Genomic DNA, 14,591 nt, shown 5'->3' on the forward strand with positions numbered 1-14,591 from the left:
TGGCGCTCACGAACCGCCACCGGGGGCGACGCTGGTCAGGTCGGCGGCGCCGCCCTGGGTCGACGGCGCGGTCGGTGCCTCCGAGGCGGGGGGCGCGGTGGTCGACGTCGTCGTGGGCGCGCTCGGGTCGGTGCTCGGGTCGGTGGCCGGGTCGCTCTGGCGGGCGTTCTGGCCGATCCGGGTGACCTCGTCGCGGGCGCGCTCGAAGCTGTCGAAGATCATGTCGCCGCCGCGGATCTGCTCCTGGGTGGAGTCGCGGAGCTGCTCGATCTCGAGGTCGGAGACCCGGTAGACGCTCGACAGGCCGGGCACGTTGAGGCCGCGGTAGATGACGACGTGGCCGTCGTCCTCGCCGATGTAGTACTGCTGCTGGCTCCACCAGTACGCCGTACCGACGGCGATCCAGCCGAGACCGATCACCACGGCCGCCGCCAGCAGCCGGCGGGCCCACACGAAGCGGGGCGGCGGCTGGGGCGCGTAGCGCAGCGCCTCGCTGTCGAGCGGCGGGTCGGCCGGGATCGCCCGGTCGATGCCCTCGGGGATCTCGGCGGTGACCGGCTCGAGCTCACCAGTGTCACCGGAGCGGTGCCCGCGGAACAGCGCGCGCGGCCGGCGCCGCCCCAGGTCGGCGGCCGCACCGACGACCAGCGGCTCCTGGGGAGCGGGCAGGTCGGCGGGGGACTCCGCCGCGGTGGCGGCCGGGTCGACGACATCGGCGACGACGCAGGTGACGTTGTCGGAGCTGCCGGCGTCGAGGCTGGCCCGGACCAGCTCGATCGCGGTGAACTCGGGGGAGCCGTCGGAGAGCAGCTCGGTGATCCGGTCGTCCTCGAGGACGCCGCACGCGCCGTCGCTGCACAGGAACAGGCGGTCGCCGGCGACGACCTCGAGCGCGAACAGGTCGGGCTCGACCTCGTGCAGGCCGTCGAGGGCCTTGAGGATGAGGTTGCGGTGGGGGTGGACCCGGGCCTCGGCCTCGGTGATCCGGCCCTCGTCGATGAGGCTCTGGACGAAGGTGTGGTCGTTGGTGAGCTGGGAGAGCTCGCCGTCGCGCAGGAGGTAGGCGCGGGAGTCGCCGACGTGGCCGATCGCCAGGCGGTTGCCGTCGAAGAGGGCGACCGTGGCCGTCGTACTGGTGCCGTTGAGGGCGGGGTCGTGGTCGACCTGGGCGCCGATGGCGTTGTGGGCCTCGTGGATGCCGTCGTTGACCCGGTCGAGGACGTCGGCCGAGCCGGGCGGCTCGTCGAGCTGGCGGAGCTCGCCGACCGCCGTACTGGAGGCGATGTCACCGCGGGCCGCGCCGCCGACACCGTCGCACACGGCGAGCAGCCAGGGGCCGGCGTACCCGGAGTCCTGGTTGTCCTTGCGGACCCGGCCCACGTCGGAGACCGCGGAGAAGCGGAGCTGGAGCAGCGGCCGGGCCGCCGGCGTGGGGACGTCGACGGTCTCGGGCGGGGCCTCGGGAGGCGTCTCGGGTGCAGCGCCGGACGTCTCGTCCGGGGCCAGCGCGTCGGGGGAGGCCTCGTTGCCGGGTTCGGACATGCCCTACTTCCTCAGCTCCACGATGGTCTTCCCGATCCGGATCTGCGAGCCCAGGCCCACCGGGACCGGCTGGGTGAGCCGCTGGCTGCCGAGATAGGTGCCGTTGGTGGAGCCGAGGTCCTCGACGTACCACTGGCCGCCGGAGGACACGATCCGCGCGTGCCGCGTGGAGACGTAGTCGTCGTCCAGGCGGATCGCGGCGTCGTTCCCGCGCCCGATCAGGATCGGCGCCTGCGCCAGGTCGGCCGTGATGCCGGTGTTGACGCCCTGGACGACGGCGACGTGCGTGGGCTGCCCACGGCGCGGCGAGGAGGTCTTGGGCGGCTTCGGCTGCTTGCCGGGCGCGGCCGGCGCCGGGACCCGCGCCCCGAACATGTCGGAGCGGATCACCGAGATGGCCGAGAGCACGAAGATCCACAGGATCGCCAGATACGCGATCCTGACCAGGAACAGGGTCAGCTCAGACAACGTCCACCTCTCGGTCCGCCTCCTGGAGCAACCGCAGGACCAGCGACGTGTGCCCGATCTGCACCCGCGACCCGTCCCGCAGCGTCGCCCGCGCGACCTTCTGCCCATCGACCCGGATGCCGTTGGTCGAGCCCATGTCATGGACCTCGACGTGCACCGGACCCTCGCCCGGCGCCACTCCGGCCGCCTGCTCCATCGTGATCAGGAACTCCGCATGCCGCCGGCTCACCCCGGGATCGTTGATCCGGAGGTCCGCCTCGCTCCCCCGGCCGACCACCAGGCCCGGCGCCTGCAGCGGGTGCTGCGTGCCGTTGACCTCGAGGACCGCCCGGGTCCGCTGCCCCCCGGCGCGCCGGGAGTGCCCCGTCACCGCCGCCTCCGCCTGGCTCCGCACCCGGAACCGCCCGGTCCCCAGGTCGTCCGCGGACTCGAACCCGATCCGGATCGGCCCGGGGAAGACGTACGACTGCAGCTCCGCGTGCTCGGTCAGCTGTTCTCCCAGCTCACCGGCCAGCGTCGAGTCGTACGGCGCCAACCGCTCCAGGTCCCCCCCGGAGAGCTCGACGATGAAGCTGTTCGGCACCAACCGCCGCTGCCGCGACAGCACCTGCGCCTTGTTGTCCAGCTCCCTCTGGAGGGCCGCCGCGATCTCCACCGGCTGGACGGCACTACGGAACGTACGCGCGAACACGCCCGAGATCGCCTGCTCGAGCTTCTGCTCGAAGCGCTGCAAACCCCCCACGTCCCTGCCCTCCTCTCGCACGGCTCGCTCGACGGTCCCGCCGTCGACGGGTCTGTCGATCGTATCGGTGACGCCCCCGTCCCCCCGGGACCTTCACCCTCTCACCGTCGGCAGGTGGGGGTCGGTGCGGCCTGGTTTTGGGTGCGGCGGCCGGACTGGGCTAACCTTGCGGGGCTTCACGCGCGAGTGGCGGAATAGGCAGACGCGCACGGTTCAGGTCCGTGTGTCCGAAAGGACGTGGGGGTTCAACTCCCCCCTCGCGCACGTGAACGAAGCCCCAGGTGATCACCTGGGGCTTCGTGCGTTTTCAGCGCAGGTCAGACGTTGCCCTGGGACCAGTCGGTCCAGGCAGCCGTGCTGGCCGGCACCTCGATGTCGACGACCCGGGTGGAGCGTCCGGCCAGTGCGGCCTCGTCCACCTCGATGCCCAGTCCCGGCCCCGTCGGCACCGCGAACGCACCTGCTTCCAGGTGCTCGAGGGTGAAGGGGTTCGTGTCGAGGATCTCGTGCCACGGCGCCGCCATCGAGTAGGGGAACTCGACCAGGCGGAGCGTCGTGAGGGCACTGGAGGCGTGCAGGTTCGCGGCGAAGGCGACCGGACCGGCGGCCGAGTGCGGCATCACCGGGACGCCGGCCCGCTCGGCGATCTCCCCGATCCGCACCATCTCGAGCAGCCCTCCGGAGGTGGCCGGGTCCGGCTGGAGGACGTCGGCACGCCCGTCCCTGACGGCGCGGTCGTAGTCCCCCGCCATGCCGAAGTGCTCGCCGTACCCGATCGCCACCGCGGACTGGTCCACCAGCCGTTGCACGCCCAGGTGCCGCTCCTGGGGGATGGGCTCCTCGAACATCGAGACCCCCAGGTCGGCCAGGGCTCGGCTGACCCGCAGGGCCGTGTCCAGGCTGTAGTGCTCGGTGCCGTCCACGAAGACGTCGACCGCCGGCCCCAGTCGCTCGCGCACCTGAGCCAGGGTCGCCAGGTCCGTACGCCAGTCCAGCCCCAGCCGGAGCTTGACCGCGCTCACCCCGCGCGCCAGCCAGGGCTCGAGGTGGTGCACGTGCCAGTCGGCATCGCCCTGGAAGAGGAAGTGGCTGGAGGCGTAGACCCCGAGCCGCTCCCGGTGGCCGCCCAGCATGCTGCGCACGCTGCGCCCGTCCCGGCGACCCACCGCGTCCCACAGGGCCATCTCGACCGCGCTCACGGCGTGGCCGACCGGGCCGGCGAGGCCGGGGCGGCGCCGTAGCTCCGACTTCAGGAGACCGGCGACCTGGGGCACCGAGACCAGGCCCGGTCGTCCCAGCAGCGGAGCCAGCACGTCCTGGACGATCGTGCGCAGCAGGCCGGGATGGGCGAACCCGTATCCGTCGCTCGCCTCGCCGAATCCCGTCACCCCCTGGTCGAGTCGCACCCGCACCATGGCGTGGGGCAACCCGTCGAACTCGAAGTCGTACACACGCAGGTCCTCGACCCTGAACGCAGGCAGCGACATCTCTCCTCCTCCACTCCGGATCGTGATGAACGAGCTCCCCGGCGACACCGGGCCGGGGCGCGGCAAGCGGGGGCGGGGCCGGCTCGAGCCGGCCCCGCCCCCGCCGGTCAGAACGAGTTCCTGCGGGACAGGATCTTGTGCACCAGCGGCTCGAAGTGCTCCAGCGGGGCACTCGTGTAGTCCGGGTCGAACGCGGCCTGGTCGTACTTGAAGCAGAACTCCTCGGTGTACTCGAAGTACTCGGAGCCACGGAACTTCTCCCGGGTGTTGCGGTCCCACCCGAGGTGGTGCCAGAAGTAGTACCCCTGGAAGACGTCGTGGTTGGCGACCATCCAGTGGTTCGCCTCGGAGACGAACGGCTTCAGGATCGCCGCGGCGATGTCGGGGTGGTTGGCCGGAGCCATCACGTCCCCGATGTCGTGCAGCAAGGCGCAGAGGATGTACTCCTCGTCCCGACCGTCTGCCTCGGCGCGGGTGGCCGTCTGCAGGGAGTGCTCGAGCCGGGTGATCGGGAACTCGCCCTTGGCGTCCCCCAGGGTCCGCAACATCTGCAGGGCGTGCTCGGGCACCTTGCTCTGCTCGGTCGCCCAGCCCGGCGTGATGAGGTCCCAGTCCTCCTTCGTGGACTCGATCATGCTGGTGAACTTGACTCCGTCGTTCACAACGAACACCTTTCTTCTCTCACTCATGTGTGGACTCTTGAACGTCACTGCCGGCCGCCCGTGTGCGCGGGCCTCGGGCCGGCTCTGGCACTACTTGGGGGCGCGGCCGTGGTTGTCCCACCACAGGATCCGACGGCGCAGGAGCGTCAACGCGGCGACGAAGAGCAGTCCGAGCACGCAGAACATCGAGATCCCGGCCCAGGTCACCTCGAGGTTCGCCTGGGATGCGGCGATGGAGACCATGGCTCCCAAGCCGGCCGCCTCTCCGGCAGCCACGAACTCGGCGACCGCGGCCCCGATGATGGCGAAGGGGATGGCGATCCTCAGCCCGGCGAAGAAGTAGGGCATGCTCCCCGGGAACCGGAGCCTCCAGAAGATCTCCCACCTGCTCGCGTCGACCACCCGGAGCACGTCCAGCGTGCCCGGGTCCACCGCCCTGAGCCCGGCCAGCGAGTTGATCAGGATCGGGAAGATCGCCACGATGATGGTGACGATGTACTTGGGCAGCATCCCGAATCCGAAGGCCACCACCAGGGCCGGAGCGATCGCGATGACCGGGGTCACCATGATGACCATCACGACCGGCATGAGAGCGCGTTCCAGGATCTTGAACTCGCACATCAGAACGGCCAGCAGATAACCCAGGACGATCGCGGCCCCGCCTCCAACAGCCACCTCTTTCAGGGTGACCAGGAGATTGTTCCAGTAGGCGCTCGGGTCGTTGGTGATGCTCTCGACGACATTGCCCAGGGGCGGGATGACGAAGGGGTTCGAGTGGGCCACGTACTCCCACGAGATCCCCAGCAGCACAAAGGTGACCAGGGGCGGAACCCAGAGACCGAAACGCCACCGCGCCAGGGCGGAAGACTTGGGCGCCGCACTCCTCACGGACTTTCCGGCGGCCTTCTCGGCACGTGGTCGACGCGTCTGCTCCAGCTCCACGATCGCGCTGGACACGTTCTCAGTGCTCGGCATTCTTCATCACCCTCCTCAGCCCCTCGCGGATGCGGATCTCGTACTCACGGAATTGCGGACTCAGGAACACCGATTCGTCCCGGGGTCGGGGCAGGTCGATCTCGGTGATCTCGGCGATTCGTCCCGGTCGAGCGGCCATCAGCACCACGCGGTCCGAGAGCAGGATCGCCTCGGGAACCGAGTGCGTGATGAACATGACCGACCGGCGGTTGGACTGCCAGAAGTCCAGGAGCCCCAGGCGTTGCTGGTCCCGCGTTATCTCGTCCAGGGCCGAGAACGGCTCGTCCATGAGCAGGACGGGCGGGTCGAACACGAAGGCGCGTGCGATCGCGACGCGCTGCTGCATGCCACCGGACAGCTGCCGCGGGTACTTGCGCAGGTCGTTGCCCAAGCCGAAGGAGGTGAGCAGCTCGTCGACGTCCAACAGGTTGCGGCCCGCGTTGGCAGCGGTGTTCACCTGGGTGGGCAACAGGACGTTGTCGCGCACCGAGCGCCACGGCAGCAGGGCCGGGGTCTGCGGCACCAGTCCCATCGTCTTGTGGCGGATCGCCTGGGGAACTGTCTCGCCGTTGATCGCGACCGAGCCCTCGTCGGCGTCCAGGAGGCCGGCGATGATGCGCAGCAGGGTGGACTTCCCGCAGCCGCTGGGGCCGATCACCGAGACGAACTCGCCCGGGGCGATCCGCAGATCGACGTCATCGAGAACCGTGACCGGTTGGCCCCGGACGCCGAACCTCTTGGTGACTCCTCGTGCCAGGACCTCGGCACCCGTGGTGGTCAGCGCCGCGTTCATTCGCCCGGCCAGATCAGCACGTCGTCGGCGTCGTACAAGTCCGTGACCAGGTCGAAGTCGACCACGGTGTCCAGATCCGGGATCTCCTTGACGTCGCTGAACTCCAGGGTCAGCGCAGCGGCCGCCTCCCACTCCTCGCGGGTGTGGGCACCCAGCGGCTTGACCGTGCTGTCCCGGATCCACTGCGACTCCACGGCCCAGGTCCGCTTCTGCTGGTCCAGCGGGAACGAGTCGCCCTGGTTGTCCTCCTGGGCCAGCTCGGTCACGTGCTCCACGCACTTGTCCTCGTTGTCCAGGCAGTACTGGAGCGCCTTCAGCGTGGCCCGCATGAAGTCGGCGGCGGTCTCCCGGTGCTCCTTCAGGAAGGTCGAGTTCACCTCCATCACGCTGTAGGTGCTCTCGACGCCTGCGTCGGCCGGCAGGAACTCGCTGAACTCGATGCCCTGCTCCTTGAGGCTGGCGCACTGGCTCGACGCGTAGGCGATCTCGGCGTCGATCGTGCCCCGGGTGACGATGGTCGGGTCGTAGTTGGTGATCTTGGTGAACTTCACCTTGTCCAGGTCGACGCCGGCCTTGGCGAGCTGTGCCCGGGCGACCGGGGCGACCTGGGTGAAGTAGCCGAGTCGCTTGCCCTCCAGGTCCTTGAGGGTCTTGATGCTCTTGTTGGCCAGGATGCAGTGGGGGTCGGTGGTGCCGTAGGTCGCCACCGCGGTGATGTTGTCGGCGTTCGCCACGGTGTCCAGGACGCTCGGTGCCGACCCCACGGAGGTGAACTGGGCCTTGTTGGCGTTGACCAGCTGCTGGCCCGAGGCACCGGCGGTGTTCATCTCGACGTCGAGGCACAGGGCGTCGTAGTAGCCCAGGTCTCGCGCCATGAAGACGTCCATGATCGAGCCGCTGGCGGCGTAGCTGTAGGACGAGATGTAGGTGATCTTCCCGGCATCCTTGTTCCGCTGACATGCCTCGTCGTCGGGGGCGTAGCCCGCGATGTCGGCCACGCCTTCCACCGGCTGGCGGGCCGACTTGTCGGCGGTGTTCGAGTCCGAACCACACGCGCTGATGGTCAATCCGAGAACAACGGTCAATCCGCTGAGCACAAACTTTGAAATGGTCTTCATCGTTCCTCACTTGTAGGCAGCGATCGGATTTTTGGGTCGCCAAAGAGGCTCGGGCCCAAATTCAGGGCGTCACGAAAAGACGTCGCGGGAACGACGTCGAATCAGAGACGGGGGGTCGCGTTCTCAGTAACGGCCGACGACGGCCCGGATACTGAGCGGCGAGTGCGACCCAAAGGGGATGAGCCGCAACAGATGGTGAGGTATTCGGATCGACTCCTTCCTGACGTAGCGTCCGTCACGCGCCATTCACGGCGTGCATCGAACGGTTGGATACGTCAGCAGAAGGTCGGCCACCGGGGCACTCGGCATCACCGTGACCGTCGATCTACATCTCGACCGCTTGCAGAACCCTATTCACGTCAAGCGATACGCCATGTTGGCATGTGAGATATCTCCTGTCAACGATTTCCGTTGCCCCTGGCGTTCGCTTCGAGAGCGTGCACAACTGGCGACGTCGTCGGTGCCTCGGACGGTCCGTTGCTGCTCGTCGAACGCGTCCGTCGGCAGGACCGGGCCGTCGCCCCACGCCGCCAAGCCGAGGGCGTCACCCGCCGCGTCGGGCCCGCTCGTGCTCGGCCCGCTGGCGGTGGCTGCTCGCGATGTGGGCGAGCACCAGCCGCTCGACGTCGTCGACGTCGCCGGCGGCGATGGCGTTGTAGAGGACCTGGTGCTCCTCGGTGACGTGCAGGAGGTCGTCGTGCTGGCCGAGGAGCCAGCGCAGGCGGCTGCGCATGGTCTGGGTGAGCTCGCTCAGGAGGCGGTTGCCGGCGAGGTCGGTGACGATCTCGTGGAAGTCGGCGGCGGCGCGGCGGGCGGCGACGGGGTCGGCGGCGTGGGCGCCGGCGAGCTCGGCGTCGAGGGCGACGCGCAGGCGAGCCAGCCCGGGTCCCGTACGGCGCTGGGCGGCGAGGCGGAAGGTGAGGACCTCGAGGGCCGAGCGGACCTCGTCGAGCTCGGCGAGGTCATCGGGGGAGAACTCCCGGACCACGGCCCAGGTGCGGGGGCGCAGGGTGACCAGGCCCTCGGCGTCGAGCAGCTTGAGCGCCTCGCGGACCGGCACCCGGCTGACGCCGAACTCGGTGGCGAGGTCGCGCTCGATGAGCTTGCTGCCGGGCGGGCGCGCGCCGTCGATGATCTGGTTGCGGAGCCACTCCGCCACCCGGGCGGACTCCTGGGGCGCCTCAGCCGCTGGTCCCACCGTGTCCGCCTCTCCTCGCGCGCCGCCGAGCGTAGCGTCTCAGCCGGTGGCCTCCGCGCCGAGGAAGACGATGCCCTCGTCGAGCGTCGGCACGATCTCGGTGCCGATCCGGCGGGCCAGCAGGTCGTCGAGGCGGTCGAGGGGGCCGATGAGGACCCGGCCGCCGGCGCGGGCGACGCGGATCGCGGCGTCGACCTTGGGCTGCATCGAGCCCTCCGCGAAGGCCAGGGCGGCGATGGCGTCGGCCGAGGCGGTGACGATGTCGCGCTGGTCCGGGGTGCCCCAGTTCTCGCTCACGTAGTCGCCGTCGGTGAGCATGACGAGCAGGTCGGCGCCGATCTCGGCGGCCAGGGCCGCGCTCGCCTGGTCCTTGTCGACGACCGCCTGGACGCCGACCTGGCGGCCCTGGCTGTCGAGCCGGACCGGTACGCCGCCGCCCCCGACGCACACGCAGAGCGTGCCGCCCTCGAGGAGTCGGCGGATGAGGGGCGCCTGGACGATGGCCAGCGGCTGCGGTGAGGGGACGACACGGCGGAACGCGGGGCCGTCCTTGGCGATCGTCCACCGGTACGCCGCGGCCGCCTCGGCGGCGTCGTGGGCCGAGTACTGCGGCCCGATCAGCTTGGTGGGCCGGTCGAAGGCCGGGTCGTCCTCGGCCACGACCGTGGTCGTGAGGATGCCGGCCACCTCGCGCTCGCCGCGCACCGCGTTGGAGAGCTCCTGCTGGACGACGTACCCGATCATGCCCTGGGTCTCGGCGCCGAGGATGTCGAGCGGGTACGCCGCGACGTCCTGGTAGGCGAGGTTCTGCAGCGCCAGCAGGCCGACCTGGGGTCCGTTGCCGTGCGTGATCACCAGCTCGGTCGTGCGGGCCAGCTCGGCCAGCGCCTGGCACGTCGAGCGGACGTTGGCCCGCAGGTGCTCGGCGGTCATGGGCTCGCCACGGCGCGCCAGCGCGTTGCCCCCCAGTGCTACGACGACTCGCATGAACGTCCTCTCCGATGCCTGAGTTTGTTTGGTATACCAACTGCAAGAATGGTATACCATTCTTGCTCGGCGGTGATCCGCCGGTCGCGAACCAAGGAGCCCGAGGTGACGGTGGCGGTGCAGGAGCAGGCGGTGCGACAGGTCGCGGCCGTCTCCGTGGACGCCGACCTCGTCGCGCGGCTGCCTGAGGACGGTCGCCGGGGGGAGGTCCACTCCGTGCACGAGCACGTGATCAACCTGCGCACCCCCGACGGTCTGCTCTGCTGCCTGGCCAGTGCCGTCCTCGACGACGCGCCGCGCACGATCCGGGTCGACGCCGCCGCCTGGCCTGCGCTTCGCTGGCACCGCGGTGACACGGTCCGGTTCGGCCCGGGCCCCGTGCTCCGTCCTGAACCCGCCGGTGTGGACGTCGTCCTGGCGGGTGCCGAGCGCCGGCAGCCGCCGACCACGGATCTCTCCGCCCTCGGCCCCGACCGGCTGCGCGCCGCGGCCGCGGTGATCGCGGGCCTGCTGCCGACGCCGGCCGAGCGGTCCCCCTTCGAGGCCGCGGCCGCCGAGGTGCTGGGACGACGGACCGCCGGCCTCGCCGCGGCCATCCGTCACCACGACCCCGCGGCCGTCACTACCGCCGTCTCCGCGGCCGCCGCCGCCCTCGTCGGGCTGGGCGCCGGCCTCACCCCGAGCGGGGACGACGTCCTGACCGGCCTGGCGGTGGTGGCCGCGGCCGACGAGGGCCGGCTCGGCGCGGTCCGCGACGGCATCGCGCGCGCCCTCACCGCGGGCACGCCGCTGGAGGAGCGCACCACCGCGGTCGGTGCGGCGATGCTGGCCGAGGCGGCGGCCGGCCGCGCCCGGTGGCGGATCCACGACCTGCTGACCACGATCGCCACGACGGCGCCGGGCGGACCGGACCTTCGCGCCGCCGTCCTCGCCGTCCGCGCGATCGGCCACACCTCGGGCACCGACGTGCTCGAGGGCGTCCGCCTCGGCCTCCTCGCCGCGGCGGACCTGACCCCCGACCTGAAGGAGTACCGGTGAGCACATCCCCCGTCGACGAGCGCTATCTCGCCGCAGCGGCGGCCGGCGACCTGGACGGCGTCCGGGCCGCGCTGGCGGCCGGCGCGGACCGGGACGCGGTGGACCGCGAGGAGGTGAGCGCGATCCTCGCCGCCGCCCGCGGCCGGCACCACGACGTCGTCCGCTTCCTCGTCGCCGCCGGCGTCGACATCGACGCCCAGGACCAGACCTGCTTCAACCCGTTCCTGCACGGCTGCATCCACGACGACCTGGAGCTCGTGCGGATCATGGTCGAGGCCGGGACGGACCTGACCCGGCGGACCCGCTTCGGCGGCAACGGCCTCACGCCGGCCGCGGAGAAGGGCCACCTCGAGATCGTCCGCTACCTGCTGGAGAACACCCGGATCAACGTCAACCTGACGAACAGCGTCGGGTGGACCGCGCTGATCGAGACGATCATCCTCGGCGACGGCGGGCCGGTCCGCCAGCAGACCGCCGAGCTCCTGCTCGCGCACGGGGCCAAGCCCGGCATGACCGACGAGTGGGGGGTCACCCCGCTCGCCCTGGCCCGGGAGCGCGGGTTCGACGACCTCGCCGCCGTCATCGAGCGCCACCTCGAGGAGGCCACGCGATGACCCGGCACGTGGAGATCCGGCGCAACACCTACCTCGACTCGGTGTCGCTGATGTCCATGAGCACCCGAGCCAACGCCGTCGCAGGTGTCACCCAGGCGTTCCTGGCGATGGCGACCCCGATGAACAAGGAGGTCCTGGCCAACCTCGGCATCGCCGACCCGGCGATCACCGAGGCCCGGCCCAGCGACCTGATGATCGTCGTCGACGTCGCGGGGGACGACGCGGAGCTCACGGCCGCGATCGGCGAGGTCGAGGCGATCCTCGCCCGCCGGCCCACCGGTGGCGACGGTCCCGCAGAGATCCGGCACCGCACGCTCGCCGGCGCCCTGGAGGAGGCCCCGGACAGCAACCTGGTGCTGATCTCGGTGAACGGCGCGTTCGCGGTCCGTGAGGCTCGCACGGCGCTCACCGCCGGCAAGCACGTGATGATCTTCTCCGACAACGTCCCGGTCGAGGACGAGATCGAGCTCAAGCGGCTCGCCCACGACCGCGGTCTGCTGCTCATGGGGCCCGACTGCGGCACGGCGATCATCGACGGCACCGGGCTGGCGTTCGCCAACGCCGTGCGCCGCGGCTCGATCGGCATCGTGGGTGCCTCCGGCACCGGCAGCCAGGAGATCTCGGTGCGGGTGCACGACTTCGGCGGCGGCATCTCGCAGCTGATCGGCACCGGGGGTCGCGACCTGTCCGCCGAGGTCGGCGGGCTCATGATGATCGACGGGATCGAGGCGCTGGCCGCCGATCCGGGCACCGACGTCATCGTCGTCGTCTCGAAGCCGCCGGCCGCGGAGGTCGCCGACAAGGTCCTCGGCGTCCTGGGCGCGACCGGCAAGCCCGCCGTCGTCTGCTTCCTCGGCTCGCCGCGCACCGAGTCGGGCTACCCGAACGTGCAGGTGGTCGCCGGGACCAAGCCCGCCGCGCTGGCGGCCGTTCTCGCCACCGGGGTCGACGAGTCCACGCTCGACCTGCACGCGCTCAACCTCCCGCTGATCGAGGAGGTCCGGGGCAAGCTCGCCCCCGAGCAGAAGTACGTCCGCGGCCTGTTCTGCGGCGGCACCCTGTGCGACGAGGCGATGTTCGCCGCGCTCGCGACGTACGACGAGGTCTGGTCCAACATCCAGAAGGACCCGGCCCGGGTGCTGACCGCGGCCGACGCCTCGCGCGCCCACACCTTCCTCGACCTGGGCGACGACGACTTCACCGACGGCCGCCCGCACCCGATGATCGATCCGTCGGTGCGTCTGCAGCGCCTCGTCGAGGAGGCCGACGACCCCGAGGTGGGCGTCATCGCGATGGACTTCGTCCTCGGCTTCGGGGCCCACGAGGACCCGGTCGGCGTCACCCTCCCGGCGATCCGGGAGGCCCAGGCCAAGGCCGCCGCACGCGGACACCACCTGGAGATCCTCGGCTACGTGCTGGGCACCGACCTCGACACCCCGGCACTCGCCGGCCAGGTCGCCCAGCTCGAGGAGGCCGGCGTCACGATCGCCTCCTCGTCCACCAACCTGGGCCTGCTGGCCCGTGAGTTCGTCATGAAGGGTGCCCACCGATGAGCATCGACAGCCTGTTCTCCGGCGGCCTGCGGCCCGTCAACCTCGGCCTCGACATGTTCGCCGACGACCTCGCCGCGCAGGGCGCCGTACCGGTGCGGATGGACTGGCGGCCGCCGGGTGGCGGCGACCCGGCGCTGGTCGCGGCGCTCGCCCGGCTGGAGCGCCCCGACGTCGCCGAGCGGATCGACGCCGCCAACGAGGTGGCGGTGGGCCGGATGCTGGCCGCGCAGCCGTTCCTGGAGGGCTTCGGCCAGGCGATCGACACCGTGCCGGGGATGACCCGGACGACGATCCTGCACGCCGGCCCGCCGATCACCTGGGAGCGGATGTGCGGCCCGATGCGGGGTGCGGTGACCGGAGCCCTCGTCTTCGAGGGCCTGGCCGCCGACCTTGCCGAGGCCGACGAGCTGGCCGGCTCGGGCGAGATCACCTTCTCCCCGTGCCACGAGCACCAGTCGGTCGGCTCGATGGCCGGCGTGACCAGCGCCAGCATGTGGGTGCACCGCGTCACCAACCGCACCCACGGCAACACCGCCTACTCCAACCTCTCCGAGCAGCTCTCGAAGATCCTGCGGTTCGGGGCGAACGACGCGTCGGTGATCGACCGGCTGCGCTGGATGCGCGACGTCCTCGGCCCGGTGCTGGCGGCCGCGACCGCGCTCGACGAGGACGGCCTCGACCTGCGCCTGCTGCTCTCCCAGGCGCTGCACATGGGCGACGAGGCGCACAACCGCAACGTGGCGGGCACGACCCTGCTGATCCAGGCGCTGACGCCCTACATCGTCGAGACGTCGTTCTCCACGAAGGAGAAGCGCGAGGTGCTCGACTTCGTGGCGTCGTCGGACTACTTCTCCGGACCGACCTGGATGGTCGCGGCCAAGGCCGCCACGGACGCCGCGGCCGGTGTCGAGGGATCCACCGTGGTGACGGCGATGTGCCGCAACGGCGTCGACTTCGGGATCCGGGTCTCGGGCACGGGTGATCGCTGGTTCACCGGTCCCGCGCAGCAGGTCGTCGGGCCGATGTTCGCCGGCTACACCCCGGCCGACTCCGGGCTCGACATGGGCGACTCCGCCATCACCGAGACGTACGGCGTCGGCGGGTTCGCCATGGCCGCGGCGCCCGCCATCGTCGCCCTCGTCGGCGGCACGGTGCAGGAGGCGATGGGCCACTCGCGCACGATGAACGCCATCACCGTGGCCAACAACCCCAACATCACGATCCCGGCGCTGGACTTCATGGGGGTCCCCACCGGCATCGACGTGCGCAAGGTCGTCGAGACCGGCGTGCTGCCGCTGATCAACACCGCGATCGCGCACCGCGAGCCGGGCATCGGCATGATCGGCGCCGGCATCGTGCACCCGCCGGCCGAGGCCTTCGCCGAGGCGTTGCTCGCGCTCGCCTGAAGGGTGGG

General features: G+C 70.9%; 14 protein-coding genes and 1 tRNA gene. 5 read left to right on the plus strand and 10 right to left on the minus strand.

Annotation, left to right across the window (positions count from 1 at the left end; genetic code table 11):
* Positions 1–6: 6 nt before the first annotated feature.
* From CCO04_RS00195 to CCO04_RS00205, 3 genes are read right to left on the minus strand one after another with little or no spacing between them, the layout of a single operon-like run.
* Positions 7–1,542: a PP2C family serine/threonine-protein phosphatase gene (locus CCO04_RS00195; protein ID WP_215812083.1), complete on the minus strand. Its 1,536-nt coding sequence runs from the start codon at positions 1,540–1,542 to the stop codon at positions 7–9.
* A gap of 3 nt (positions 1,543–1,545) precedes the next feature.
* A complete protein-coding gene (locus CCO04_RS00200) occupies positions 1,546–2,010 on the minus strand; it encodes an FHA domain-containing protein (protein ID WP_215812084.1) in 465 nt (154 codons plus the stop codon).
* Positions 2,003–2,752 carry a DUF3662 and FHA domain-containing protein gene (locus CCO04_RS00205; RefSeq protein ID WP_215812085.1) on the minus strand — a complete coding sequence of 250 codons (750 nt, stop codon included), beginning with the start codon at positions 2,750–2,752 and terminating at the stop codon, positions 2,003–2,005. Before CCO04_RS00205 ends, CCO04_RS00200 begins: the two co-directional genes overlap by 8 nt.
* Before the next feature lie 180 nt (positions 2,753–2,932).
* Here CCO04_RS00205 and CCO04_RS00210 point away from each other — a divergent pair.
* Positions 2,933–3,016 (plus strand) — tRNA-Leu (locus tag CCO04_RS00210).
* A gap of 53 nt (positions 3,017–3,069) precedes the next feature.
* Here the strand turns inward: CCO04_RS00210 and CCO04_RS00215 are convergent.
* The 7 genes from CCO04_RS00215 to CCO04_RS00245 all read right to left on the minus strand — a co-directional run bounded on the left by CCO04_RS00215 (position 3,070) and on the right by CCO04_RS00245 (position 9,972).
* Positions 3,070–4,239 carry a mandelate racemase/muconate lactonizing enzyme family protein gene (locus CCO04_RS00215; protein ID WP_215812086.1) on the minus strand — a complete coding sequence of 390 codons (1,170 nt, stop codon included), beginning with the start codon at positions 4,237–4,239 and terminating at the stop codon, positions 3,070–3,072.
* 107 nt (positions 4,240–4,346) lie between these two features.
* Positions 4,347–4,901 (minus strand): HD domain-containing protein, encoded by a 555-nt coding sequence (locus tag CCO04_RS00220; protein ID WP_215812087.1) that lies wholly within the window; start codon positions 4,899–4,901, stop codon positions 4,347–4,349.
* 90 nt (positions 4,902–4,991) lie between these two features.
* Positions 4,992–5,876: an ABC transporter permease gene (locus tag CCO04_RS00225; protein ID WP_215812088.1), complete on the minus strand. Its 885-nt coding sequence runs from the start codon at positions 5,874–5,876 to the stop codon at positions 4,992–4,994.
* Positions 5,863–6,669, minus strand: coding sequence for an ABC transporter ATP-binding protein (locus CCO04_RS00230; protein WP_215812089.1), 807 nt, complete (start codon positions 6,667–6,669; stop codon positions 5,863–5,865). The genes CCO04_RS00225 and CCO04_RS00230 overlap by 14 nt, the downstream gene beginning before the upstream one ends.
* The gene (locus tag CCO04_RS00235; protein ID WP_215812090.1) at positions 6,666–7,667 is read right to left on the minus strand and encodes an ABC transporter substrate-binding protein; all 1,002 of its coding nucleotides are present in this window, start codon (positions 7,665–7,667) and stop codon (positions 6,666–6,668) included. The genes CCO04_RS00230 and CCO04_RS00235 overlap by 4 nt, the downstream gene beginning before the upstream one ends.
* A gap of 664 nt (positions 7,668–8,331) precedes the next feature.
* Positions 8,332–8,985 (minus strand): GntR family transcriptional regulator, encoded by a 654-nt coding sequence (locus CCO04_RS00240; RefSeq protein WP_215812091.1) that lies wholly within the window; start codon positions 8,983–8,985, stop codon positions 8,332–8,334.
* 39 nt (positions 8,986–9,024) lie between these two features.
* Positions 9,025–9,972, minus strand: a complete 948-nt coding sequence (locus CCO04_RS00245) for a carbamate kinase (protein WP_215812092.1) — start codon at positions 9,970–9,972, stop codon at positions 9,025–9,027.
* Between the two features lie 105 nt (positions 9,973–10,077).
* On the opposite strand from CCO04_RS00245, the gene CCO04_RS00250 reads away from it, so the two are divergent.
* The 4 genes from CCO04_RS00250 to CCO04_RS00265 are packed head-to-tail and all read left to right on the plus strand — an operon-like array spanning position 10,078 to position 14,583.
* Positions 10,078–11,010, plus strand: a complete 933-nt coding sequence (locus tag CCO04_RS00250) for a DUF2877 domain-containing protein (protein WP_215812093.1) — start codon at positions 10,078–10,080, stop codon at positions 11,008–11,010.
* Positions 11,007–11,624 (plus strand): ankyrin repeat domain-containing protein, encoded by a 618-nt coding sequence (locus CCO04_RS29555; protein ID WP_215812094.1) that lies wholly within the window; start codon positions 11,007–11,009, stop codon positions 11,622–11,624. The genes CCO04_RS00250 and CCO04_RS29555 overlap by 4 nt, the downstream gene beginning before the upstream one ends.
* Positions 11,621–13,177, plus strand: a complete 1,557-nt coding sequence (gene fdrA, locus CCO04_RS00260) for an acyl-CoA synthetase FdrA (protein ID WP_215812095.1) — start codon at positions 11,621–11,623, stop codon at positions 13,175–13,177. Before CCO04_RS29555 ends, fdrA begins: the two co-directional genes overlap by 4 nt.
* Positions 13,174–14,583, plus strand: coding sequence for a DUF1116 domain-containing protein (locus tag CCO04_RS00265; RefSeq protein ID WP_215812096.1), 1,410 nt, complete (start codon positions 13,174–13,176; stop codon positions 14,581–14,583). Before fdrA ends, CCO04_RS00265 begins: the two co-directional genes overlap by 4 nt.
* Positions 14,584–14,591 lie beyond the last annotated feature (8 nt).

Origin of the sequence: Pimelobacter sp. 30-1, from assembly GCF_018831735.1 — a bacterium.
Taxonomy (GTDB): domain Bacteria; phylum Actinomycetota; class Actinomycetes; order Propionibacteriales; family Nocardioidaceae; genus Nocardioides.

Bases quoted from the DNA above. Each gene is read 5' to 3' on its own strand.
- CCO04_RS00195 (WP_215812083.1), bottom strand. From the start codon at position 1,542: ATGTCCGAACCCGGCAACGAGGCCTCCCCCGACGCGCTGGCCCCGGAC.
- CCO04_RS00215 (WP_215812086.1), bottom strand. From the start codon at position 4,239: ATGTCGCTGCCTGCGTTCAGGGTCGAGGACCTGCGTGTGTACGACTTC.
- CCO04_RS00225 (WP_215812088.1), bottom strand. From the start codon at position 5,876: ATGCCGAGCACTGAGAACGTGTCCAGCGCGATCGTGGAGCTGGAGCAG.
- CCO04_RS00230 (WP_215812089.1), bottom strand. From the start codon at position 6,669: ATGAACGCGGCGCTGACCACCACGGGTGCCGAGGTCCTGGCACGAGGA.
- CCO04_RS00245 (WP_215812092.1), bottom strand. From the start codon at position 9,972: ATGCGAGTCGTCGTAGCACTGGGGGGCAACGCGCTGGCGCGCCGTGGC.
- fdrA (WP_215812095.1), top strand. From the start codon at position 11,621: ATGACCCGGCACGTGGAGATCCGGCGCAACACCTACCTCGACTCGGTG.
- CCO04_RS00265 (WP_215812096.1), top strand. From the start codon at position 13,174: ATGAGCATCGACAGCCTGTTCTCCGGCGGCCTGCGGCCCGTCAACCTC.